Source organism: Tolypothrix sp. PCC 7712 (assembly GCF_025860405.1).
Classification (GTDB): Bacteria; Cyanobacteriota; Cyanobacteriia; order Cyanobacteriales; family Nostocaceae; genus Aulosira; species Aulosira diplosiphon.
On record NZ_CP063785.1, the window covers coordinates 672678 to 695873 of the forward strand.

A 23196-nucleotide genomic window follows, 5' to 3' on the forward strand; every position below is an offset into this window, starting at 1 on the left:
GATCCCGTAAAGATTAGTACAGAATTCTCATCAATTATTCGGACTCAGCAGACCGTGGACTTAGCGGAAAAATATACCGCATGGTATAGGTATAAAGACCAGATAACTAGTATGGATGAAACTGCTGAGATTGCTATGGGTGTAGGTGCAGCTATCGCTCTAGGTAGTAATATCGGGGATTCGCGGTTGATTTTAGATGCAGCGATCGCCACCTTAGCCAAAACACCAGGGATTTTTATTGAAGCCCAGTCTCATTGGTATATAACTAAAGCCGTAGGCCCGCCACAACCAGATTATTTAAACGGCTGTGCAATATTGCGAATATTCATGTTACCGCATCTATTATTAGAAACATTATTAGCAATTGAACAGAAATTTGGACGTGTTCGTCAACAGAGGTGGGGCCCCCGCACCCTAGATTTAGATTTACTGTTGTATGATGATTTGATTTTACATACACCAAATTTGCAAATTCCCCATCCCCGGATGCGGGAGCGGGCTTTTGTACTAGTACCCTTAGCAGAAATAGCACCAAATTGGGTAGAACCAGTTTCCGGATGTGTGATTAAAGAACTGGTTAAAGATGTAGACTGTTCTGATGTACATCTATTCATGGGCAATTAAAATTACCACCCATAAACACAGAGAACTTCTGGATTGTACAGCCAGTCTGAATATTTGCCTTTGTATCGAAAGACAACAAATAATACTATGCCATTAGGTAGAGAATTACCGCAGCTGCTGAGACAACGCTTATTTTATAAAGGGCGCAAGTTTAATTTTGAAGTTAATCGCTTGCGGTTACCCAACAAAGCGGAGGGAGAATGGGAGTGTATTCGTCACCCAGGGGGCGCTCTAGCTGTGCCAGTTACCCAAGACGGTAAGCTAATTCTGTTGCGTCAGTATCGTTTTGCTATTCAAGGCAGAATTATCGAGTTTCCGGCTGGTACTGTAGAAATAAATGAAGATCCCTTAGAAACAGTACAGCGGGAAATTCAGGAAGAAACTGGTTATCGTGCAAACAAATGGGACAAATTAGGAGAGTTCTTTCTGGCTCCGGGTTATTCTGATGAAATCCTCTATGCTTTTCTGGCGCGAGATTTGGAAAAGTTAGAGACACCGCCAAATAAAGAAGATGATGAAGATATTGAAATTCTCTATTACACACCCGAAGAATTGGAGAAAGCCTTTTTAGATGGTGAACCAGTTGATGCAAAAACAATCTCTAGCTTTTTGTTGGCGCGTCCTTACTTGGTTTAGGGATTAGGGATTAGGGACTGGGGACTGAGGAAAACGTCAGATTTTTCACCCTGTAGAGGCTTTAGCGCATCAGGGTGAAGCCCAACTTTAACCTTTAGAGACCATTTATTAAGTCAATCTGAAGTAGGGTGTGTTACGGCTATGAAAGGATTTAGGACACAGAGACAATGAAATTTAGCCGTAACGCACCGCCGCATGGATGGTAGGTTAGGCTTGATAAATAACCTTTTAGCTATTGTGGGAACTTGTAGATGCTCATAGAATTAGCAATTGGCGATGCCTACGGTGCAGGCTTTGAATACGCTAACGAAATGAGCGTTTATAACGATTTGAGTCGATACTTTACACATCCTCGTCATCGACTCAATCCTGGTAGCTATACAGACGACACGCAAATGAGCATTGCGATCGCAGAAGTGATTGTCTCCGGCGCACCTTGGACACCACAAGTTTTAGCTGAAAGTTTTGTGACTTGCTTTAAACGCGATCGCAGAAAAGGTTATGCTAGTCGCTTCTACGATTTTCTAGAAAGTATCCCAGATGGAAGTGAGTTCCTAGACAAAATTCATCCTGATAGTGATAAAAGCGGTGCGGCAATGCGCGCAGGGCCGATTGGGGTTTTTGCTACACCAGAAAAAGTCATAGAAGCCGCAACTATTCAAGCAGCGCTTACCCACAATACACCAGATGGCATTAACGCCGGTGTTGCTGCTGCGTTAATGACCCATTATTTTATTTACCAACTAGGGCCAAAGCGCAAATTAGGGCAATTTCTCGAAGGCTATGTTTCTGGAGAATGGTCTAAGCCTTGGGCAGGTAAAGTTAAGTCTAAAGGATGGATGAGCGTCAGAGCAGCAATTACAGCAGTAATGCGAAATGACAGCATGAGCGAACTGTTAAAGGACTGTATAGCTTTCACAGGTGATGTGGATACAGTCGCCACAATTGCTCTAGCTGCTGGTTCTTGCAGTCAAGAAATCACACAAGATATCCCCCATCATCTTTTAATGGGTTTAGAGAATGGTACCTACGGCAGAGATTATCTCATCGAATTGGATAAACAGCTGATGAGTTTGGTGAGGTGGTAGGAACTGGGGATGAGGGGGACAAAGGGACAAGGGGACAAGGGGACAAGGGGAGAAATGCCCCATGCCCCACGCCCCATGCCCCATAGCAATTTACGCTGGATTTAAAAACTTCGCTACAGTTTGCACATCCTTATCACCGCGTCCGGAGCAGTTAATTATAATGCGGGGACTACCAGTTAGTTGCGGACAGAGGGTTTCGAGGTAGGCGATCGCATGAGATGTTTCTAATGCTGGGATAATTCCTTCTAGACGGGATAATCTTTGGAATGCTTCTAAAGCTTGGGCATCTGTGACGCTGTAATATTCGGCGCGAGATGTATCTTTCAAATAGCTGTGTTCTGGCCCGACTCCGGGATAATCTAAACCAGCACTAATTGAATGGGCTTCAATTACTTGCCCATCTTCATCTTGCAGTAAATAGCTCATTGCGCCATGTAATACACCTACTTGCCCTTTGGTTAAGGTGGCAGCGTGTTTATTGGTATTCACGCCTTCTCCGGCTGCTTCCACGCCAATTAAGCGCACAGAAGAATCATTGACAAACTCATAAAATAGTCCCATCGCATTAGAACCACCGCCCACGCAAGCCATGAGAATGTCTGGCAAACCGCCCCACTTTTCTTGAGCTTGGGCACGAGTTTCTTGACCAATTACGGCATGGAAATCACGTACCATCATGGGGTAAGGATGGGGGCCTGCTACTGAACCGAGAATGTAGTGAGTGGTTTCTACATTTGTCACCCAATCTCGAATCGCTTCAGAAGTTGCATCTTTGAGGGTTCCAGTTCCCGCAGCTACAGGACGCACTTCTGCACCCATTAATTTCATGCGGAATACATTTAACGCTTGGCGTTCCATATCATGAACGCCCATATAAATAATGCATTCCAGCCCAAAACGCGCGCAAACCGTCGCCGTGGCTACTCCATGTTGTCCAGCGCCAGTTTCCGCAATAATTCGGCGTTTGCCCATGCGCTTTGCCAACAATACTTGACCCAGGGCATTATTAATTTTGTGTGCGCCAGTGTGGTTTAAATCTTCCCGCTTTAAATAAATTTGCGGCCCAGTACCATCGGGGCGAGCATAATGAGCAGTTAAACGTTCAGCAAAATACAACGGTGTAGCGCGCCCTACATAGTCTTTCAGCAGTTGTTGCAGTTCATTGAGAAACTCAGGGTCATTGCGGTATTGCTGATAAGCTGCTTCTAATTCAGCCAGCGCAGGCATCAGTGTTTCCGGGACGTACTTACCGCCAAAGCGTCCAAAGCGTCCTTGTGTATCGGGAACAGAAGCAGTAGATGGGGAACTTGGAGATATGGGTGTGGTAGTCACGGACTGATCTCTACGACAGAACGAACTTTATTATAGATAAAGTCTGAGCTGCGTAGAATAAAAAGTGCGATCGCCAGACTGACTACTTGATAGAAAAAAGTTTTTGCAAGCGGGGACTAGCTAGAAAATAGAGACTGGAGATATAAGGATATAAATGACCTTTGACCCTTGACTCTTGTACAGACGCGATTAATCGCGTCTCTCCAACCCTTGACTTTTGATTAAAATTTATGTCTCCTTCCAATTCTTCAGACAAACGCTTCGTCTATCGTGAATTTGGCAACGATGACTCACCAGCTTTAGAAAGACCAATTTCCGAACTACCACCGCAACAGCAAAATCTGAAAGTGCAAGCTAGCCGCAAAGGGCGTAAAGGTAAAACTGTCACTGTTATTAGTGGTTTTCAGTCCAAACCAGAAACCCTCAATGATTTAGTAAAACAATTAAAAACTCAATGCGGCACAGGTGGCACAGTTAAAGAAATGGAAATTGAAATTCAAGGCGACCACAAGCAAAAAATTGTGGAGATTTTGACTAAGCTGGGTTATAAAGCCAAAATTAGCGGCGGCTAGTGTAGAGATTGTTGTCAAATTACGAGAAATCGGCAACAAATGGGCTAATGTTATCGTTGAAATATTAATAGATATCTGAGCAGTTGTGAATCTGTTACTTTAATCTCTGCTCACTATTAACATTCACAGGAGGCTTACATGGATTTAATTCGGATTCTTGCCGCGATTTTTTTACCCCCTTTAGGTGTGTTTTTGCAAGTAGGGATAGGTAAAGATTTTTGGATTAATATTCTTTTGACCTTTTTCGGTTATATTCCCGGAATTGTCCATGCAATTTGGGTAATTGCTAAGAAGTAATCGGGCATCAGGTTAGGTTAGTTTGCGATCGCAAATTCACTAAAGTAAGTTCCCATACTTGTTAGTTAAGGGAAAAAAAGGGGAAGGGTGAAAAGTATATCTTTTCACCCTTCCCCTTTAAACACACAAGCCCCTAATTAGAAGACTTTGAAGGTTGCGGTGCTGGATTTGGTGATGGTTTGGCACGTTCTTGCTGATAAAACTGAGACACTTTTTTGACATAAGCAGCAGTAAAGCCACTGTTACAGCCTGTATAATTCCCAGTCATCCACCAACAAGCCACGCCATTAACTGCGGCAGTTTCATTATTGTTAGTAGCGCGAAATTGGTTATTTAACTCCCGGCGCGTAATACAAGAGACAACTTGGCGTGCTGTCTCCGGACTGTTTTCAAACTGCGTCGGTGTTAGCTCTTTTTTGAGACAAGTTCTTGCCCAACCTTTGAGAGTGTCTGGTTTGACTTGCCATTGACTATATAGTCCATCGTTTTGCTTGCCAGTTTGGGGCGCTGCTTTTCGTAGCGCTTCTACCATTGCTGTAACTTGAGCATCTGCAACCTGCTGTTGTGCTTGAACTAACCCAGAGGAAAGTCCCAAGCTAACAGCCACTCCGCCTAGTAGCAATCCTAAGAAGTTTTTGCTCATGACTTTGGACTTATTTTAAACACTAATCATTTAGGATACTACGTGTTTATATGTTGTAACAATTTTATATTTGGTAGAAAAGCTGAGTTTGTCAGCGGATATGAAATTAAAGTAATGATTAATGGCGATAATTGCTACTTCTAGGAATCAGATTTGATTTCTCAAAAAATCTCGTTACCACGTAGGCTGCCTGAGGCCTAGCCGTAACGCACGTAAAGCCTGAGAAAAGGTGCGTTTCGTTGAAACTAAAGAAGAAAAAGTTGCAATTAAATCTTGAATAATTCTGTATTAACAATAACTTGTATTTATGAGTTTGAAAAACAAGAGTATTTGCTCCTAGCTTGCGGAATGCATAAAGTAGAAGTAGTAGTTGGATACATATATAAATAAATGGGGGTATTAGTATGTTTAATAACTTCCGGGAAATTCGTTATCAACAAGGATGTCGCGATCGCGATGCTGGGTTACTGCCTAAAATTCAAGATTCCGCATATTTGGAAGCTTACCTCAAAGGAAGGCCAGAAGGGTTAGATGGCATCATGCAATACTTTCCTTCTGTTGAGGCATATATGAAATGGAAGTTCAAAGATTTAGGTCGTTCAGTATCTTGAGGTTGGGGGTTGGCGACTGGGGGACAAGGAGAAATTACCAATTACCCATTTTTGGAATGCGCTAACATACCATTGTATAAATAACAGTGGTTAAACCGCGTAAATGTATGGATATAGCTTTAATTGTAAAATTTCTCGCGCCTTGTCTGCCGTTTCTGTTGAATGTGGGTGGTAAAGCCATAGAAGGCGCATCGCAGAAAGTCGGTGAGGATGGATGGAATAAAGCAAAAGCTATTTGGGCTAAGTTACTACCCAAGGTAGAGGCGAAGGAAGCAGCGAAGGAAGCGGCGGCGGATTTAGCGCAAAATCCAGATGATGAAGATTTACAAGCCAGCTTGCGAGTGCAAATCAAGAAGATTTTAGATTCAGATACAGCACTGGCTGAGGAAATAGCCAAGATTTGGCAAGAAAATAATTCTGCTGATGGCTTTGTTAATCTTAATGCTCAATCTTACGACGACAGTATACAGATAAATACAGCAGGTGATGTTAATCAGCCAACCTATGACTTAAGCAGGAATATCAACAGCCCAAAGTAATTACAAATATTGCTGTTTATGGTACTGCACAGCAAGAAATAGTGGAGTTGATAGAACGCAGTACCAAAGCAGAATCGCCTGGGGTTCTCAAAGCTGGGAACCCACAGAAAAGTTTGGCTTATTGGCAAGGACGCAAAGCCGAAATTGCCCAAATACAGCAATGGTTAACTGATAACAATACCTTTTTAATTGGCATAGAAGGCATCGGTGGCATGGGTAAATCGATGCTGGCAAGTAAAATTTATGAAGGTTTCCCTGAACCTCAGCGATTTTGGGGTGATGTGAGTAATGGGGCAAGTTTTAGCGATTTAGCCCGTAAAGCACTGCGTAAATTTGGCTTTCCGGTTCCAGAAGAAGAAGCGCAGTTAGTAGACGCGCTGGTGATGTGTTTACGCAGTGGTGAATTTTTACTGATTATTGACAACCTAGAGAGTTTATTACAACCGAATAGACAATGGGGAAGTCTATTTTACGGTGAATTTTTCAACGCTTGGGTGGAATTTGGTGGTAATAGTAAGGTAATAGTGACCACCAGAGAAAGACCAGAATTAAAAGGCTTTGAGTGGCTACCGTTGAAAGGTTTGCAAGTAGATGAAGGGGTAGCACTGTTAACAGCTTTAGGCATTCGGGGAGATTTAGCCGAGTTTGTGGAATTAGTAGATGGACATCCTCTGCTGTTGCGATTGATAGGTGATTTATTAAAAGAAGAATATCCCCAAGACCCAGATTTAAACAGATTAGCAAATTTAGGTTTAGGCAATTTGCGGCAGTTGTTGACAGATTCTCAAGTGGTAGGTGTGCATCGCCGGGAAAATGTGGGGATGGTGTTGGTATTGGATGCCAGTTTTGAAAGGTTGAATGATTTACAAAAGGCTTTATTGCTGAATATTAGTGTTTATCGTGGTGCGGTTGATAGTGCAGCAGCAGTGGCGTTGTTGCCGGGAAATTCAGCAGCAGAGATTGAGGGAGAATTAAGGAATATTGTTAAGCGTTCTTTGTTAATAGAAAAGCTGAATGGTAAGCGGCTATTTGAGTTTCAGCCTGTGGTGTTGGAGTATGTGCGGTATAAGGCTGGCAATCAGACAGAGGCGCATCAGCAAGCCATTAATTATTATCGCTCAATTGCTCAACAACCGCCTTGGACAATAAAAGATGATGTAAAAGAATACTTAGAAATCTTTTATCACTATTATCAATTGCAAGATTATGACTCTGCCTTTGATGCGCTTTGGTTTTGCGATAAATTTTTAAGCTTGCGGGGTTATTATGCAGACAAAGTAGAATTATATGAGCAATTGGTCAGTAAATGGCAAGAAATTGGCGATAGAGAAAATAGGAATTATCAGGCTTCTCTCACTTCATTAGGCAAAGCTTACTACTACCTGGGACAGTACCAACGGGCAATTGAGTTCTACCAGCAGTCTTTGGATATCACACGGGAAATTGGCGATTCTCCAAAGGAGAGGCTTCGCCAACGCAATGGTGAAGGTAATTCCTTAATCGGTTTGGGCAATGCTTACAATTCCCTGGGACAGTACCAACGGGCGATTGAGTTCTTCCAGCAGTCATTGGATATCACACGGGAGATTGGCGATTCTCCAGAGGAGAGGCTTCGCCAACGCAATGGTGAAGGTAATTCCTTAATCGGTTTGGGCAATGCTTACTATTCCCTGGGACAGTACCAACGGGCGATTGAGTTCTTCCAGCAGTCATTGGATATCACACGGGAGATTGGCGATTCTCCAGAGGAGAGGCTTCGCCAACGCAATGGTGAAGGTGCTTCCTTAAACAATTTGGGCAATGCTTACAATTCCCTGGGACAGTACCAACGGGCGATTGAGTTCTACCAGCAGTCTTTGGATATCAAACGGGAGATTGGCGATTCTCCAGAGGAGAGGCTTCGCCAACGCAATGGCGAAGGTAGTTCTTTAAACAATTTGGGCAATGCTTACAAGTCCCTGGGACAGTACCAACGGGCGATAGAGTTCTACCAGCAGTCTTTGGATATCTTTCGGGAAATTGGCAATCGCAATGGCGAAGGTAAATCCTTAAACAATTTGGGCAATGCTTACAAGTCCCTGGGACAGTACCCACGGGCGATTGAGTTCCACCAGCAGTCATTGGATATCACACGGGAGATAGGCGATCGCAATGGCGAAGGTAATTCCTTAATCGGTTTGGGCATTGCTTACGGTTCCCTAGGACAGTACCAACGGGCGATTGAGTTCTACCAGCAGTCAATGGATATCTTTCGGGAAATTGGCGATCGCAATGGCGAAGGTAATTCCTTAATCGGTTTGGGCATTGCTTACGGTTCCCTAGGACAGTACCAACGGGCGATTGAGTTCTACCAGCAGTCTTTGGATATCAAACGGGAGATTGGCGATCGCAATGGCGAAGGTAATTCCTTAAACAATTTGGGCAATGCTTACGATTCCCTGGGACAGTACCAACGGGCGATTGAGTTCTACCAGCAGTCTTTGGATATCAAACGGGAGATTGGCGATCGCAATGGCGAAGGTAATTCCTTAAACAATTTGGGCAATGCTTACGATTCCCTGGGACAGTACCAACGGGCGATTGAGTTCCACCAGCAGTCATTGGATATATCAAGGGAGATCGGCGATCGCAATGGCGAAGGTAATTCCTTAGGTAATTTGGGCAGTGCTTACGGTTCCCTAGGACAGTACCAACGGGCGATTGAGTTCTTCCAGCAGTCATTGGATATCACACGGGAGATTGGCGATCGCAACGGCGAAGGTAATTCCTTAATGAATTTGGGCAGTGCTTACGGTTTCCTAGGACAGTACCAACGGGCGATAGAGTTCTTCCAGCAGTCAATGGATATCAAACGGGAGATAGGCGATATTCGAGGGGAAGCAACAGCCTGGTTTAATTTAGGTGTGTCATTAAAAAACGTCAATCGACAAGCAGACGCGCTGGGTGCTTATCGCAATGCGCGTGAACTGTATCAGAGAATGGGACTTGATGCTGATGTGCAAGATTGCAATGATAAAATTGAGCGTCTTTCGCAACCACAAGCGCCTGTAGTTTCTCGGCGTGGGTTTTGGGGGTGGTGGCGGCGGTTGTGGCGTTGGGTTCGTGGTTGGTTTCGGCGATAAAATAAGGTATACGCTATAATCACTTGCAAGATTTCATAGAATTACTATGACAACTCCACTGCTGCCAACGCTTCATAATTTACCTGCTACCTTACTTTTAGAAGGTGCAATCAGCATTGAGTTGCAAGAGGGAATACCTATATTTAGAGCTTCTAGTATTATCCAAAATCGCATTGCAGCTTTACTAGCCAAACAGCAAAATTCTTCACTCAATTCACAAGAAGAACAAGAACTAGATGGCTACGAAGAAATTGATGATTATTTAAGTTTTCTCAATCGTGTAGCTAGAAATGTTGTGCAAAATCCCGATAATCAAACTGTGTTAATAGCAATTTAATGTGAAGTTGCACATATCTAGATCCCCCTAAATCCCCCTTAAAAAGGGGGACTTTAAGAACTTTTCCCATGTTTTAAGGGTAGGGTGTATAGACCTCTTCGTGCTAAGTGCAAAATGTGGTTTTATCCCCCTAAATCTCTCTTAAAAAGTGGGACTTTGATTCTCTCTTTCCCCCCCTTTTTTAAGGGGGGTTAGGGGGGATCAAAACGTTGTGGTGCTACGTTATAAGACTTATATATACACCGTAGCCTTACAAAGGGGTGATTAAATCTTGTATCTGCTCACATACACTATCAAACTGATTTAAAACTTGATTATTTGTAAACCTAATAATCTTTAAACCATAGCTTTCTAAAATTCTTGTTCTCTCTATGTCATAGTCTTGAGCTTCATCTGTAAAATGGCTATCACCATCAATTTCAATCACTATTTGTAAATTAGGACAATAGAAATCAACTATAAAATTATTAATTGGTCGTTGCCTTAAAACCCGAAATTTAAAATTCCTCAAATACTCATACCACAGCTTTTTTTCTGCTATGGTCATGTTTTTGCGAAGTTCCTTTGCTCTTTTTATCAGCTTTGGATTATACGGTAAATGGAAATCGCTACTTTTCAGATTGTTTGCCATAATTTATAGCATTTATATCTATATACCAATTTTTTATGAGGCTGCATAGAATTCGATCCCCCCTAACCCCCCTTAAAAAAGGGGGGACAAGAAAATATCTTCAAAGTCCCCCTTTTTAAGGGGGATTTAGGGGGATCTACAAGTCTAAAATACAACACCAAAAAGTTTTGAGAAATCCTCTTTTGCGAAAACCACAAACCATCTATCTAAGTCCTCTTACATAAATTATTCGTAAGGGTACAATAATTTTGTACCCCTACCAATTTATGGCTTTCACCAATTTGTATGGCGGTTTTCGTAATTATGAATTACGAAGTAGGCACAACTACATTTTGACGTACAACACGTTTGCGATCGCTTTTTCGAGTACCCCCAGCCATCTGATATTCATGGCTATTGCTGCCAAATTTATACGCAATACCACGCAAAATGTTCTCAGAATAGTCTGCTAAATCTTTTTCATTCTCTACAATTTGAGTTAATAAATTATCTATAGTAGAGAGAGTCCGATTATATTCTTTTATAGATTGGCGTAGTTTTTGGATTTTTTCAATATATCCTTGGACTGTTAATCCTTCTCCTACATCGAGATTGGAATTGATAGATTCAATGCTAGCTAGACGTTTCTCAGCTTTGCTAAGAACACGTGAACTACGTTTCATTCTTGTCATTATTTGCACCCTATTAGCAAATTTTTCCTAAATCTATAGTGGACAATTAGGGAAAAATTTGTCATACGTAGAATTGTTGATTTTTCTGAAAAAACTCAAAATTTCCGTAATTTAGCGCAATTTATCATTAAGAAAGTCTCAAAATATGTCATTTCTAGGGTTTAAAACTGTTGGTAAATTTTAGAACACCAGTATGTTTTTGCTAACCTCAAGGTGAAAGTTCCTACAGACTACGCGAAACACGGAAACGTCAACCCTGAAGTTGATTCCGACTACGCGAAACACGGAAACGTTAACCCTGATGTTAATTCCGGGAACCCTGAAGTTGATTCCGACTGCGCGAAACACGGAAATGTCAACCTTGATGTTGATTCCGGGAACCCTGAAGTTGATTCCGACTGCGCGAAACACCGAAACGTCAACCCTGATGTTGATTCCGGGAACCCTGATGTTGATTCAGTCAAGAATAAAGGAATAAATTACTCAATATTGATGCTACGTTTGCTTACCCTGCTTGCCAAAGTTCATGTAGGATGCGTTAGCGATAGCGTAACGCATCCGCTAAGATTTTTTCAGAAATCAAATCGGATTTTCTATATTTTATTAAGTAACGTACCATATTCGGCGGCGGTGCGTTAGGCGCTAGATTAGTTATTTTGTGGCAAATAATATTTATCATATAGCGTTTCTCAGTCTGGTGAAGTACGAAATTACCCCTCCCCAACCCTCCCCTTGGTAAGGTGCGCGATAGCGCGGGTGGGGTGTATTTCATTTGCTTGGGAATTGCTATATGCGCCTAACACACCCTACAACAAGATTTATTTTTAATTGATAAATAATCTCTTATTTAGAGCTAGATTCAAAATCAGATACAGCACAGGAAAACTCTCTGAAGGCTGTTTTAATTAGCACTTCTTTCATTTCTCTATTTAAAGCAGAATCACGGATCATGTCTGCTAATTCGAGGAATAAAAAGGAAATCATAAAACGGTCTTGGCGGTCAATTTGTTTTAAGCAAGATGAAATAAATTCATAAAGTTCTGTTTTTTTGGGTTTGCTTTCTTCTTCCCAAAGTTGAAAAGCTAACCTGAAGGTTTTTAACCTAATTTCGTTAGTGTTGTAAGACGCGTCTTTGTAGCGAATTGATACGCGTTGGGGCATTTCCATAGTTTTGAATAGCCTGAATAAATATAAATTATTCTTCCATTTTTTATTAGTTAATCCGGAGGAAACAATAATTTTAGATTGGGTTAAAGCCAGTGAAACATAACAAAAAATTGAACTTAGGTTAAGTTACCTTGGAAATGTTTGGTTAACCCAAAAATATTGGGTTCCGTTCCTCAAACCAACCTCCGCAGATTGAAATCAAAATTTGTTTTGGGGTAAAGATTAACGGGTAAAATTTAAAGTGTTTTATTTTGCTTTTTACTTTTTGGTGTGAGAAGTCGCTAAAATCGAAATGTTTACATAATAATTTACGCTTAGTTAGGTTGTGGCTACTGTAACTTGTCCTCGCTGCCATCAACTGGTTGATCATCAGGCTATTACTTGTCCTTATTGTCAGACAACTCTCAAGGCTTACGGACATCCTGGTATTCCGTTGCATCGTGTGAGTGGTGATGGTTATCTGTGCGATACTTGCACCTATCATGCGGATGATACTTGCAATTTTCCTAAACGTCCCTACGCAAAAGATTGTACCCTTTACCAAAATTTGGAGGAGAGTAAGTTGGAGTCACAACAGCAGCTTGCTGAACAGAGTTTTGGTGTGGCTGTCAAAGGTTGGATTAAACGTAATCAGGGCTTGCTGTTGATATTAGGTCTATTATGCATCTGTTTACTGCTGGCGTTGTCAACAGGATAGCAGGGGTGGTAATAATACTCGGTTAAGCGTTTTGAACTCAAAATTGGTTTTGGGGAAAAGGGGAAAGGTTAAAGGGGAAGGGGAAAATACAACACCTTTCCCTCTTTACCTTTACCCTTTTCCCGACTTACAGCAGATTCAATGTTTATGAGGTACAGCAACTAATGGAAAAAAGTAATGAGTAAGAAGTAGTGAGTAATAAGTAAATTTCCTACTCATTACTCATTACTCATTACTCATTACTCATGATGTACCTCAATTACTTCAAAAGTGCTGTATGCAATAAGTCTAATGTTTTGTATGAGGTGCGATCGCGACTATCTTTTTGGCTTCATCTACTGTAATCCGCGCTAGTCCAAATTTTTCAATAATCGCCGCATTTGTGGTTAAGTGGGTACTAATGTTGGATACCCCATATTGGCTTTCTTCTAAGGCTAAGGTAGCTGGTAATAATAATTGATCACCTAAATGTTCATCGACTGGTGCGCCTGTGTGATGAAATTCTAACAATTGGCGACAAGCAATATCTGCAACTTTCTCGGCTGGTAAACGTAACCGCCCAAAGCCACCAAATCCGGTTAAGCTGTGTTTATACTCAGCAGTTAAAAAAACTCCCGCCCCCGGTGCAATTCCTTTTTCTCGCAAGGCTTGAATAGCTGTATTTAAACCAGCTTGATGTAATAAATTTTGGGCGCGATTCGCCATGCGTTGAGAAATATGCGAGGCTAATTCTGTGACTACTGCTAATCCTCTGACTTGCTGTAAGTTACCTCTCTCCAGCAAAGTAATACCGTTAATTTTGCCACTACCATTCACTTTAATATGCATTTCGCCGCCACCTTGGGGATACCATCCCCAAGCGCGTAACTTAGCTGTCGCCTTAACTCCCATGCGGCGCAGCATCGGCAAATATACTTGCTCAATATAGGTCATGGTGGGGCTAAAGGGTACATGAGTCCCACCTTTTAAAATTACTTGGGATTCCGCAGAAGCTAAAGCCAAAGGTAAAAGAACAGTCTGTAATACCAAAGTCATCGCCCCAGCCGATCCGCCTTGCTGTGCGTCGGTGACATCAAAGGTATATTGTCCCGGTTTTACAGAACTACCAGGAATAAATTCCAACATCATGGAACCCAAAGTATCACCATGCATTTTGGCATCACAAATTCTAGCCGCAGCACGAACTGCTGTTAAATGTTGTGCTGCTAATCCTGGTCTTCTACGTTTAGCACGAATACCTGCAATGCGGATAGATTCACCAGTGATAGCCGCTAAACTCAAGGAAGTGCGAAGAACCTGTCCACCTCCTTCTCCGTAGGAACCGTCAATGTCAATCATGGGAAATTTGAGATATTGAACTTTGGATTATCTCTACGGTTGAGTAATCAGATTACAAAGTTTATAGCTGTTTTCATATAAGTGCAATATGGCTCATTTGTCATTGGTCATTGGTCATTTGTCATTTGGTAATTGGTGTTTGTCTTTTATTCTTCCTTATCTCCCTCATCTCCCTCATCTCCCTCATCTCCCAGTCCCCATTACCCCTTATCCCCAGAGGGGGCCCCGAGTTCCCCATTCCCCACTCCCCGTTCCCCATTCCCCATTCCCCACACATCCCAGGAGATTGCTAAAATCCTGTTATCCTCGTAACTACTCACGCAGAAAGCACCAGAAAAAGCGATCGCTATGCTTCAGTATCCGAATCTCGAACAAGCGCTAAAATATCACTTCGGTTATGACCGATTTCGTCCGGGACAACGGCAAATTATCGAGGATGCGCTGCAAAATCGGGATTTAATGGTGGTGATGCCTACGGGTGGGGGAAAATCTTTGTGCTTTCAGTTACCAGCGCTGTTAAAGAAGGGTTTGACGGTGGTGGTGTCTCCTTTGATCGCTTTGATGCAAGACCAGGTGGAGGCGTTACGGAATAATAATATTAGCGCTACGTTCCTGAATAGTAGTTTGAATGCTTATAAGGTGCGATCGCGGGAGGAAGCAATCCTCAGTGGTAAGGTAAAATTACTTTACGTTGCACCAGAACGGCTGTTGAGTGAAAGATTTCTGCCGTTTCTGGATTTAGTTAATCACCAAATTGGGATTTCTACTTTTGCAATTGATGAGGCGCACTGTGTCTCGGAATGGGGACATGATTTCCGTCCAGAATATCGGCAATTGCGATCGCTACGCCAACGTTACCCTAATATTCCTGCTGTCGCCCTGACTGCTACAGCTACCGATCGCGTCCGCAGTGATATTATCCAACAACTAGGGTTAAAGCAACCGAGTATTCACATTGCCAGTTTTAACCGCCAAAATCTTTATTATGAAATCCGTTCTAAATCTAAATATGCTTACGCGGAATTATTAGAATTAATTCGGGATACCCAAGGTTCGGTAATTATTTATTGTTTGACTCGTAAAAAAGTTGATGAATTAACTTTTAAATTGCAAAACGATAAAATTTCTGCCATACCTTATCATGCGGGATTAACTGACGACGAACGCACCAAAAATCAAACGCGGTTTATTCGGGATGATGTGCGGGTAATTGTCGCCACTATTGCTTTTGGGATGGGAATTAATAAGCCGGATGTGCGCTTGGTGGTTCACTTTGATTTACCCCGCAATATAGAAAGTTACTATCAAGAATCCGGGAGGGCGGGTAGGGATGGCGAACCTTCACGCTGTACGCTGTTCTTTAATTATGGTGATATTAAAACTATTGAATGGAGTATTAATCAAAAAACCGATCCGCAAGAACAGTTGATTGCCAAACAACAATTGCGGCAAATGATCGACTATGCCGAAGGTACAGATTGCAGACGCACAATTCAACTAGGTTATTTTGGCGAACGCTTTGCGGGTAATTGCGGTAACTGTGATAATTGCCGTTATCCCAAACCGATGCAAGATTGGACGATTGAAGCGATGAAGTTCTTATCTTGTGTGGCGCGTTGTAAAGAAAGATTTGGGATGCTGCATATTATTGATGTGCTGCGGGGTGGAAAAAGCCAGAAAATTCTGCAAAACGAACATGACAAGCTATCTACCTACGGTATCGGCAAAGATAGAACTGTGGATGAATGGCGAATGCTGGGGCGATCGCTTTTGCACCAAGGTTTACTGGAACAAACCACCGATGGTTACTCGGTTTTGAAGCTGAACGCCTTGAGTTGGGAGGTGATGCGGCGACAACGTACCGTCAGTTTAGCTGTGTCAGCAGTGCAAAAAGTGACTTGGGAAGAAACCAGCGAGAAAGCAGTTGAAGTAGAATTACTCATGCAGAGATTGCGATCGCTGCGGAAACAACTAGCTGATGAACAATCTGTACCACCCTACGTTGTTTTTCAAGATTCTACCTTGAAATTAATGGCTCAGGTGCAACCTACAACCCTCAGCGAATTTGCCAAACTTTCTGGTGTTGGTAGTCATAAACTCGCCCAATATGGTGATAAATTCCTGGCAGAAATTCGCGCCTATCGTCAAGAACAAGGTGTCATCGATGTAGTGGTGAATGAAAAACCCGCTTTTGGTTTTCGCTTACCTTCAACTACAGAATTATTAACATTACAATTGCATCAACGCGGTTTAACTGTTGCTAAAATTGCCGAGCAAAGAAATCTTCGTTCTAGTACAGTTGTAGGACACCTAGTAGATTTAGTTGAAAATAATCAGCCTGTAGACTTAAATCAATTAGTGCCTTTAGAAAAGCAAAAAAAGATTTGGCAAGTGTTAGAAGTGCTGGGTGATATTTCTCTCACCCCCATTCGCGAACAGCTGGGCGAGAATTATACGTATGATGAAATTCGCCTAGTGCGGGGAAGATGGCGCAGGGAGAAAAGGAAGTAATGGGGATTGGGGATTGGGGATTGGGTAATTGCCCTGTTTATGAAAAGGTATTATGAATTTGTGATTTTAAAAGCTTGCCACTACCTACAATTTTCATACCAATTTAAAAAAAGAATGCGACAGATTGTAGGGGCAAGGCACTGCCTTGCCCTCTAGATTATATATTGATGTGTCGCAAACATTATTTTATTTGGTATCAGCTATTCCCAATTTAAATTGCATAATTCAGGCGCGCAGAATACCTGAGCCACAACATCTTAGATATTGTAGATATACAAAATATATTGGATTTAGCTTAATTTTTGCTTTGCCGTCTACTCACTTGGGAATAAATTCCCATACCTATCGTAAGTTAGATTTTGTAGTGAGATGACAGGTTGTTTTGATACTGGAACCTTGACAAAAATGTAGGCAATGACAAGGGGAGTTTTCCTAGTGTCTGTTGACTTTTTGTAAATCGTGCTGCAATCAAAATGATGCGCTGGAATTAATGGCAATTTTGGTGAGTATTACCAGATTTCATGAAGAAAAGCTGGGTACTTCTGAACTAGGTTCTGGTACTTCCATAGGAACCACAGCAGGTTGCGCCTCTTTGGTTTTGGGTGCCAAAATTATCGATAGCAGCTTAGGGAAAGACAAACAAATAACAGTACTCACCAGAGTTAATAGTAGTACATCTATCATACTCATAGATTATCCCCCCGTAAAATAAAGATTTTTTTGATTCTATTTCTTAACTTAGCAGTAAAATTTGTATTTGCAAATACACCTAGCATTTGAAATTACTTGTATTTTATATAAGCAAGTTAAATATATTGATTTCCTTTGCCAACCATAGAAAAAATTATTGGTTGGTGATGCGCTGATGCTGATGTTTTCATGTATGTGAAAATATCCTATTTGAATTGTCAACTTCCTCGCAGCAGAATAAAGCTAAGACGGAAACAGCGTACTAATTCTACACTGCTCGTCTGAACCTCATAAATATTTCCCACAAACAATCGAGAGTTTGTATCCCTATCTCCAAAAATTTTGAAGATTACGTAGTCAGCTATTTAATGCTGAAAAAATTCCCAAATATAGCAGTCCCAAATTATTTGTGAAAAACTATTGATGAGGCTACGAGAGATTTCACAATTCAAATAGGATGGCAATCGAACTCAACATGGTATGAATGCACCGGTGGGTTGTTCTCCTAATTAACAGATCCAACTAAAGAAGCGGAAATTATCATTAATTTGGAGTACAGCGATCGCAAAAACGAGGACGGAATCTACAAAATTGGCTGCCTGTCAATGGGTGAACCGTACAATAAGGAAAGGTCGTTATTGGGACTCTACTTGCTTGGGAACTGGTTGATGATTCAGTCGGTTCGGTTTTAAGTGAGAGAATAGTAGATAGCAGCCTAGGAAATGCCAAGCAAGCAATAGTACTGATGATTGTCAGTAATGCAGCATCCTGTACAACTATAGGTAATCACCCCCCTGTGTAAATAGGTGGTCGCTTTGATCTACTGTCAGCAAATGTTGATGTCATTACATTAATTGTCATGACAGCCATTGCTTTAAGTCTATATAAGTGAATTCTACCATAAATATTTGTAAATGGAAGCCAGAACTTTCCGAAAATATAGATGCGGAAAGCATTGTGTATATTAAAGACATTTATTGCGACACAATAGCAAAATCATCTCCAAAAACAGCAAATTTAGTATCTAGGTAATAGTGTGATGTCAAAAACTCAATCTGCGGCGATTTACTTATCTAATATTAGTGAACAAGAACGTTTAGCATTAAAGCGGTTAAAAGATTACACCCATATCAATGCAATCCCAGAAATTTGGCCCTTAGCAGCCAAGTCATTTGGGGATACAGTGGCGTTGCACAATCCCCATGCTAAACCAGAGGTGGTGATTACTTACAAGCAGTTAGCAGAGCTAATTCAAAAATTTGCGGCTGGGTTACAGGTGTTAGGAGTCAAAGCAGGCGATCGCCTGTCGTTAATTGCCGATAATAGTCCCAGGTGGTTTGTAGCCGATCAAGGAATTATGACGGCTGGCGCTGTGGATGCGGTGCGGAGTTCTCAAGCCGAAAAGGAAGAATTACTGTTTATTATTGCTAATAGCGGCAGTACAGGGCTAGTACTAGAAGATTTAAAGACACTGCAAAAATTGCGCGATCGCATCAACGATTTACCCGTGCAATTTGTGATTTTGCTTTCCGATGAAACACCGCCAGAAGATAGCCTGAAAATCCTCAATTTTTCGCAATTGCTAGAAATTGGCGCTAACAATGCTTGGCAACCAGTTGAGTACAATCAAGACAATTTAGCCACACTCATTTATACTTCCGGTACTACAGGCAAACCCAAGGGTGTGATGCTGGCTCATAGCAATTTAATTCATCAAATCACAACTATGGGTACCGTAGTACAGCCTAACGTCGGTGATATTGCCTTGAGTATTCTTCCGAGTTGGCATAGCTATGAAAGAACCGTAGAGTATTTCTTACTTTCTCAGGGTTGTACTCAAATTTATACCAACTTGCGTGCTGTCAAAAACGATTTAAAAAACCGCAAACCCCATTTTATGGTGGCTGTACCGCGCCTCTGGGAATCAATTTATGAAGGAGCGCAAAAACAGTTTCGCGAACAACCAGCTAATAAGCAACGCCTGATCAACTTTTTCTTTGAAAAGAGCGATCGCTATATTAAAGCCAAGCGCATTGCTGAAGGAGTCAGTTTAGAGCATTTAGAATCCTCAGCAGTAGAGAAATTAACGGCGAAAATCCAAGCTGCGGCTTTATTTCCCCTCCATGCCTTGGGAGAGCGGCTAGTTTATGCTAAAGTCCGGGAGGCAACAGGAGGGCGAATCAAGCAAGTCATTAGCGGTGGTGGCGCACTTCCCAAGCACATCGATATGTTTTTTGAAATTATTGGTGTCGAAATTTTGCAAGGCTATGGCTTAACCGAAACATCTCCTGTAACTAATGTGCGTCGCCCTTGGCATAATGTCCGTGGTTCATCCGGTCAGACATTACCCGCAACAGAAACTAAAATTGTAGATCCAGAGACTCGCAAACCTTTACCAATAGGTGAGCGAGGCTTGGTGTTATTGAAGGGGCCGCAAATTATGCAAGGCTATTACCAAAATCCCGAAGCAACAGCGAAAGCCATCGACGCTGACGGTTGGTTTGATAGCGGCGATTTGGGTTGGTTAACACCACAAAATGACTTAGTACTGACTGGTAGGGCAAAAGATACGATTGTCTTAACTAATGGGGAAAATATCGAGCCGCAACCAATCGAAGACGCGTGTTTGCGATCGCCCTACATCGATCAGATTATGCTAGTTGGTCAAGATCAGCGTAGCCTTGGTGCATTGATTGTCCCCAATTTGGAAGCATTAGTAAAATGGGCAGAAACTCAAAATATCGATTTGAGTAAACCAAATGAAGATGTTACCGCCTCAGCCAGTCAAAAAATAGACCTGGAGAGTAAAATAATCCAGGAATTATTTCGGAAAGAATTGAATCGGGAAGTGCAAAATCGTCCAGGCTATAGAGCAGATGACCGCATCGGCCCATTTAAGCTCATTCCAGAGCCGTTTTCTATTGAAAATGGTTTAATGACACAAACACTAAAAATCCGGCGACATGTCGTCAGCGAACGCTATCGCGATATTGTGAACGCCATGTTTGCTTGATAATTCCACTTACAAAATATAGAGTGAACGTGAAACTTTATGGATGCTTCCAAATCCCAACAATTGCTTTTGAAACGGATCGTGAATGTCAAAGTCATTGTCACCCCTCTGTGGAAAGAGGAAGTACAACAGCAATTGCAAGCGCAAATCAACCAAACCGATCAGCAATTGCAACAACTAGACGTTGAAGGACAAAGAGCGATTACCGCCATTCAAAAGCAAAGTTTGCAACCCCCAGGCCCCCAAACTCTGCAACAGATTGACAATATTCAACTGCAAGTCAACCAAAAGAAAAGCGAACTGCTAGAACAGAAAAACCAATTCCTGCAAAATCTCCAGCAAGTCCAGTATTTGGAATTAGATCAAGAAGTCAACCAATTCCAAATGGAAGGCTTTTTCCGCATCGAACCAGGCGATAACTTAATCAGCAAAACCCAAGTTGAAATCGTTATCCGCGATGGCATTGTCGAAGAAATTCGAGGAGATATTTAGAAATTTGTTTGCCATTTGTCATTTGTTAATGTTCTCCTGCTAATTACTGCATAACTCATGACGAATGGCTCAAATCCCAGCATCTACTGACATGATTTACTAGCTGTATTTCACCCCACGCACTTGCATTCAATTGGTAAACGCAAGGACGTGGGTTTTTTAATGGAATTGGTAATTGGTAATTGGTAATAGGAATTTGAAAAGGAATGTGATACACGGGTAGGGGCAAGGCACACCTGTGTCAACTTAACGTGAAACCCTTGCCAAAACTCGATTTTGAATTCCTTTGCCTACCATCAAGATCCGCGTTACCCCACCCCAGTTTTGTCTAAAGCCAAAACGTCACCTCCCCGCGCGCGGAGAGAAGTTACAAGAGATGCGTTACGCTGACGCTAACGCATCCTACTGGCGTGGCAAGACTAAAATGTTGCAATAATTTTTCTTGTGGGGTGGACATCTTGTCCGCCCCGGACGGGCAAGATGCCCATCCCACAAGAGTTTTTTTTCATGGACTATTTTAGTCTTACCATGCCAGTAGTGGCATGGCAAGCCTTAAATAATGTTCGCAACAGATAAATTCTACGTAGGGGCACGGCATCTACAATATTTTGGTACATTCAATTATCTTACTGGTGCCGTGCCCTTAACAAGGTTCGGTTAAAAATTTTTTCGTCATATTTTGGGCTTGTAGAGACGCGATTAATCGCGTCTCTACAGGATTCAAACGTCAATTGATTTGTTTTATCAGAACCGTATTTGCCTTATCCTTAACCATGTAATTCAGATTAACTTGGGCGGGGTTGAGTGATTATTTGCTCATCATGTGCATGATTACTCAAGCTATCTAAAATTTCCAAAACTTGCTGTTCAAAAGCAACTTGGGCGCGATTAGTTTTACCACCAACAAACAAGCGATCGCCTTTTTGCAATGCCCAAATTTGGGAGTGGGAAAAGTAACTCATCACGACACCCAGCATCAGTAAGGCAAAGCCGGTGTACACAATGGGAATACCCGGATCGGCTTTGATTTGTAAGCCAGTACTACCGATGACTTCTAAAATTTTCAGGGTTACGCCATTTACTTGGGTAGACATTCCCGCACGGACGGTATCAATTAATTTACCAGTGGCATCATAAATTAACACCATCCCTTGTAAGTCTTTGGCAATTAACGAAACACCTTCGCTTAAATCTGGTTTTGTGGGAATCCAAGTACCCCAAATTCGCCCTGCACCATTAGTATCTAGTTGTGCCATTGGCAGTTGAAAAATGGGGCTGTTATTAAATTGAATGCGAACCCCCGCCAGTCCCCAATCTGTTTGATAAAAAGTCACACCATGATAACGCAAAGGTTCGTTGACAAAAATCTTTTTGTGGTCAACTTCTTGCCCTTGCTGATTTAACACAGACATATCTGAATAAAACTGATCAATTCCACCTGTGGGGGTGTAGTCAATCCAAAATCGATTAACTCTAACAGACCAATCTTTAGGAACTTGAGCTAATGCCAAAGGCCCAGCATCTACAATATTTTTTACCTGAAATGTATCGCCGCTAGCAACCATTTCTTGAGCCATAAACCCAGTCATTGCCCCCCAAATTCCCCCTAATAAAATAGTGACGATGCCGATATGCACAATAATCGGCCCAATGCGTCCCACTATTCCTTTACGGGCATAAAGAATATCGTCTTTTTCTTGAAAAATTTTATAACGCTGTTTTTGTAATATGGGGATGAGGCTATTTAAGGAACCTGTATCTAGTTCCGCACTCAAAGCTAATTTTTGAAATTGTCGCGGTTCATCATAATATTTCCACCTTTGAGCAGCTTTTAAGGCGGGAAGTTGGCGCGTAAAAGTACAAGCTGTCAAACTAGTCCCAAATAAAACTAATAAGCTGAGAAACCACCAAGTACGATATACATGGTCTAATCCCACTACTTGAATTACTTTCCAACTGAGGAAACCAAATAAAGCAGGGTGTTCTGGGTAATTAGCTTGGTAGAATCCGGGTGTCTGACCTTGTTCGATGACAGTACCGCTAATACTAAATAGGGCGATCAGCAGTAAAAGTGCGATCGCTAATCGTAAATCTGTCAGTACAGGTAAAAACTCTCGCCGCAAAAAGCGCCCAGGAATTGACCACCAACTTAATTCTGTGGTCGTGGAATTGTCTGTTGTCATTG

General features: G+C 41.9%; 22 protein-coding genes. 15 read left to right on the plus strand and 7 right to left on the minus strand.

Features of this window, described 5'->3' with window-relative positions; all coding sequences use genetic code 11:
• Positions 1-111 precede the first annotated feature (111 nt).
• The 3 genes from folK (at position 112) to HGR01_RS02570 (ending at position 2348) form a co-directional block, all read left to right on the plus strand.
• Positions 112-624, plus strand: coding sequence for a 2-amino-4-hydroxy-6-hydroxymethyldihydropteridine diphosphokinase (folK, locus tag HGR01_RS02560; protein WP_045871889.1), 513 nt, complete (start codon positions 112-114; stop codon positions 622-624).
• An 87-nt stretch (positions 625-711) separates the two neighbouring features.
• Positions 712-1260 carry an NUDIX hydrolase gene (locus tag HGR01_RS02565; protein WP_045871890.1) on the plus strand — a complete coding sequence of 183 codons (549 nt, stop codon included), beginning with the start codon at positions 712-714 and terminating at the stop codon, positions 1258-1260.
• A gap of 251 nt (positions 1261-1511) precedes the next feature.
• A complete protein-coding gene (locus HGR01_RS02570) occupies positions 1512-2348 on the plus strand; it encodes an ADP-ribosylglycohydrolase family protein (RefSeq protein WP_045871891.1) in 837 nt (278 codons plus the stop codon).
• 90 nt (positions 2349-2438) lie between these two features.
• Here HGR01_RS02570 and trpB read toward each other — a convergent pair whose 3' ends face one another.
• Entirely contained in the window at positions 2439-3680 is a 1242-nt protein-coding gene (gene trpB, locus HGR01_RS02575; protein ID WP_045871892.1) for a tryptophan synthase subunit beta, read from the minus strand.
• Positions 3681-3910: 230 nt separating this feature from the next.
• Here trpB and HGR01_RS02580 point away from each other — a divergent pair, with 230 nt between their 5' ends.
• Together HGR01_RS02580 and HGR01_RS02585 are read left to right on the plus strand one after the other, a co-directional pair.
• Positions 3911-4252 (plus strand): translation initiation factor, encoded by a 342-nt coding sequence (locus HGR01_RS02580; protein WP_045871893.1) that lies wholly within the window; start codon positions 3911-3913, stop codon positions 4250-4252.
• Between the two features lie 138 nt (positions 4253-4390).
• Complete coding sequence (locus tag HGR01_RS02585; RefSeq protein ID WP_045871894.1) at positions 4391-4549, plus strand: YqaE/Pmp3 family membrane protein; 159 nt, start codon at positions 4391-4393, stop codon at positions 4547-4549.
• A 133-nt stretch (positions 4550-4682) separates the two neighbouring features.
• Here HGR01_RS02585 and HGR01_RS02590 read toward each other — a convergent pair whose 3' ends face one another.
• On the minus strand, positions 4683-5192 hold the full coding sequence (locus HGR01_RS02590; RefSeq protein WP_045871895.1) for a hypothetical protein: 510 nt from the start codon (positions 5190-5192) through the stop codon (positions 4683-4685).
• Positions 5193-5596: 404 nt separating this feature from the next.
• Here HGR01_RS02590 and HGR01_RS02595 point away from each other — a divergent pair, with 404 nt between their 5' ends.
• The 4 genes from HGR01_RS02595 (at position 5597) to HGR01_RS02610 (ending at position 9801) form a co-directional block, all read left to right on the plus strand.
• Positions 5597-5803 (plus strand): hypothetical protein, encoded by a 207-nt coding sequence (locus HGR01_RS02595; RefSeq protein ID WP_045871896.1) that lies wholly within the window; start codon positions 5597-5599, stop codon positions 5801-5803.
• 107 nt (positions 5804-5910) lie between these two features.
• Positions 5911-6342, plus strand: coding sequence for a hypothetical protein (locus tag HGR01_RS02600; protein ID WP_045871897.1), 432 nt, complete (start codon positions 5911-5913; stop codon positions 6340-6342).
• A 41-nt stretch (positions 6343-6383) separates the two neighbouring features.
• Positions 6384-9464: a tetratricopeptide repeat protein gene (locus HGR01_RS02605; protein WP_045871898.1), complete on the plus strand. Its 3081-nt coding sequence runs from the start codon at positions 6384-6386 to the stop codon at positions 9462-9464.
• Between the two features lie 46 nt (positions 9465-9510).
• Entirely contained in the window at positions 9511-9801 is a 291-nt protein-coding gene (locus HGR01_RS02610; RefSeq protein ID WP_045871899.1) for a hypothetical protein, read from the plus strand.
• A 250-nt stretch (positions 9802-10051) separates the two neighbouring features.
• Here HGR01_RS02610 and HGR01_RS02615 read toward each other — a convergent pair whose 3' ends face one another.
• Together HGR01_RS02615 and HGR01_RS02620 are read right to left on the minus strand one after the other, a co-directional pair.
• Complete coding sequence (locus HGR01_RS02615; protein ID WP_194007720.1) at positions 10052-10432, minus strand: endonuclease domain-containing protein; 381 nt, start codon at positions 10430-10432, stop codon at positions 10052-10054.
• A gap of 308 nt (positions 10433-10740) precedes the next feature.
• A complete protein-coding gene (locus HGR01_RS02620) occupies positions 10741-11103 on the minus strand; it encodes a hypothetical protein (RefSeq protein WP_045871900.1) in 363 nt (120 codons plus the stop codon).
• 213 nt (positions 11104-11316) lie between these two features.
• Here HGR01_RS02620 and HGR01_RS02625 point away from each other — a divergent pair, with 213 nt between their 5' ends.
• The gene (locus tag HGR01_RS02625; RefSeq protein ID WP_052335281.1) at positions 11317-11742 is read left to right on the plus strand and encodes a hypothetical protein; all 426 of its coding nucleotides are present in this window, start codon (positions 11317-11319) and stop codon (positions 11740-11742) included.
• Positions 11743-11946: 204 nt separating this feature from the next.
• On the opposite strand, the gene HGR01_RS02630 is transcribed toward HGR01_RS02625, so the two are convergent.
• The gene (locus HGR01_RS02630) at positions 11947-12270 is read right to left on the minus strand and encodes a hypothetical protein (RefSeq protein WP_045871901.1); all 324 of its coding nucleotides are present in this window, start codon (positions 12268-12270) and stop codon (positions 11947-11949) included.
• Positions 12271-12595: 325 nt separating this feature from the next.
• On the opposite strand from HGR01_RS02630, the gene HGR01_RS02635 reads away from it, so the two are divergent.
• Positions 12596-12967, plus strand: coding sequence for a zinc ribbon domain-containing protein (locus HGR01_RS02635; protein WP_045871902.1), 372 nt, complete (start codon positions 12596-12598; stop codon positions 12965-12967).
• A 288-nt stretch (positions 12968-13255) separates the two neighbouring features.
• Here the strand turns inward: HGR01_RS02635 and rtcA are convergent, their stop codons facing one another.
• A complete protein-coding gene (rtcA, locus tag HGR01_RS02640) occupies positions 13256-14305 on the minus strand; it encodes an RNA 3'-terminal phosphate cyclase (protein ID WP_045871903.1) in 1050 nt (349 codons plus the stop codon).
• Between the two features lie 348 nt (positions 14306-14653).
• Between rtcA and recQ the strand changes: the two genes are divergently transcribed.
• The 4 genes from recQ (at position 14654) to HGR01_RS02660 (ending at position 21011) form a co-directional block, all read left to right on the plus strand.
• Positions 14654-16816, plus strand: a complete 2163-nt coding sequence (recQ, locus tag HGR01_RS02645; protein ID WP_045871904.1) for a DNA helicase RecQ — start codon at positions 14654-14656, stop codon at positions 16814-16816.
• A 502-nt stretch (positions 16817-17318) separates the two neighbouring features.
• Positions 17319-17528, plus strand: coding sequence for a hypothetical protein (locus tag HGR01_RS02650; RefSeq protein WP_210403111.1), 210 nt, complete (start codon positions 17319-17321; stop codon positions 17526-17528).
• Between the two features lie 1017 nt (positions 17529-18545).
• Positions 18546-20519, plus strand: coding sequence for an AMP-dependent synthetase/ligase (locus HGR01_RS02655; RefSeq protein WP_045871906.1), 1974 nt, complete (start codon positions 18546-18548; stop codon positions 20517-20519).
• A gap of 39 nt (positions 20520-20558) precedes the next feature.
• A complete protein-coding gene (locus tag HGR01_RS02660) occupies positions 20559-21011 on the plus strand; it encodes a YlqD family protein (protein WP_045871907.1) in 453 nt (150 codons plus the stop codon).
• A 785-nt stretch (positions 21012-21796) separates the two neighbouring features.
• Here HGR01_RS02660 and HGR01_RS02665 read toward each other — a convergent pair.
• On the minus strand, positions 21797-23194 hold the full coding sequence (locus HGR01_RS02665) for a cytochrome c biogenesis protein (RefSeq protein ID WP_045871908.1): 1398 nt from the start codon (positions 23192-23194) through the stop codon (positions 21797-21799).
• Between the last annotated feature and the right edge of the window lie 2 nt (positions 23195-23196).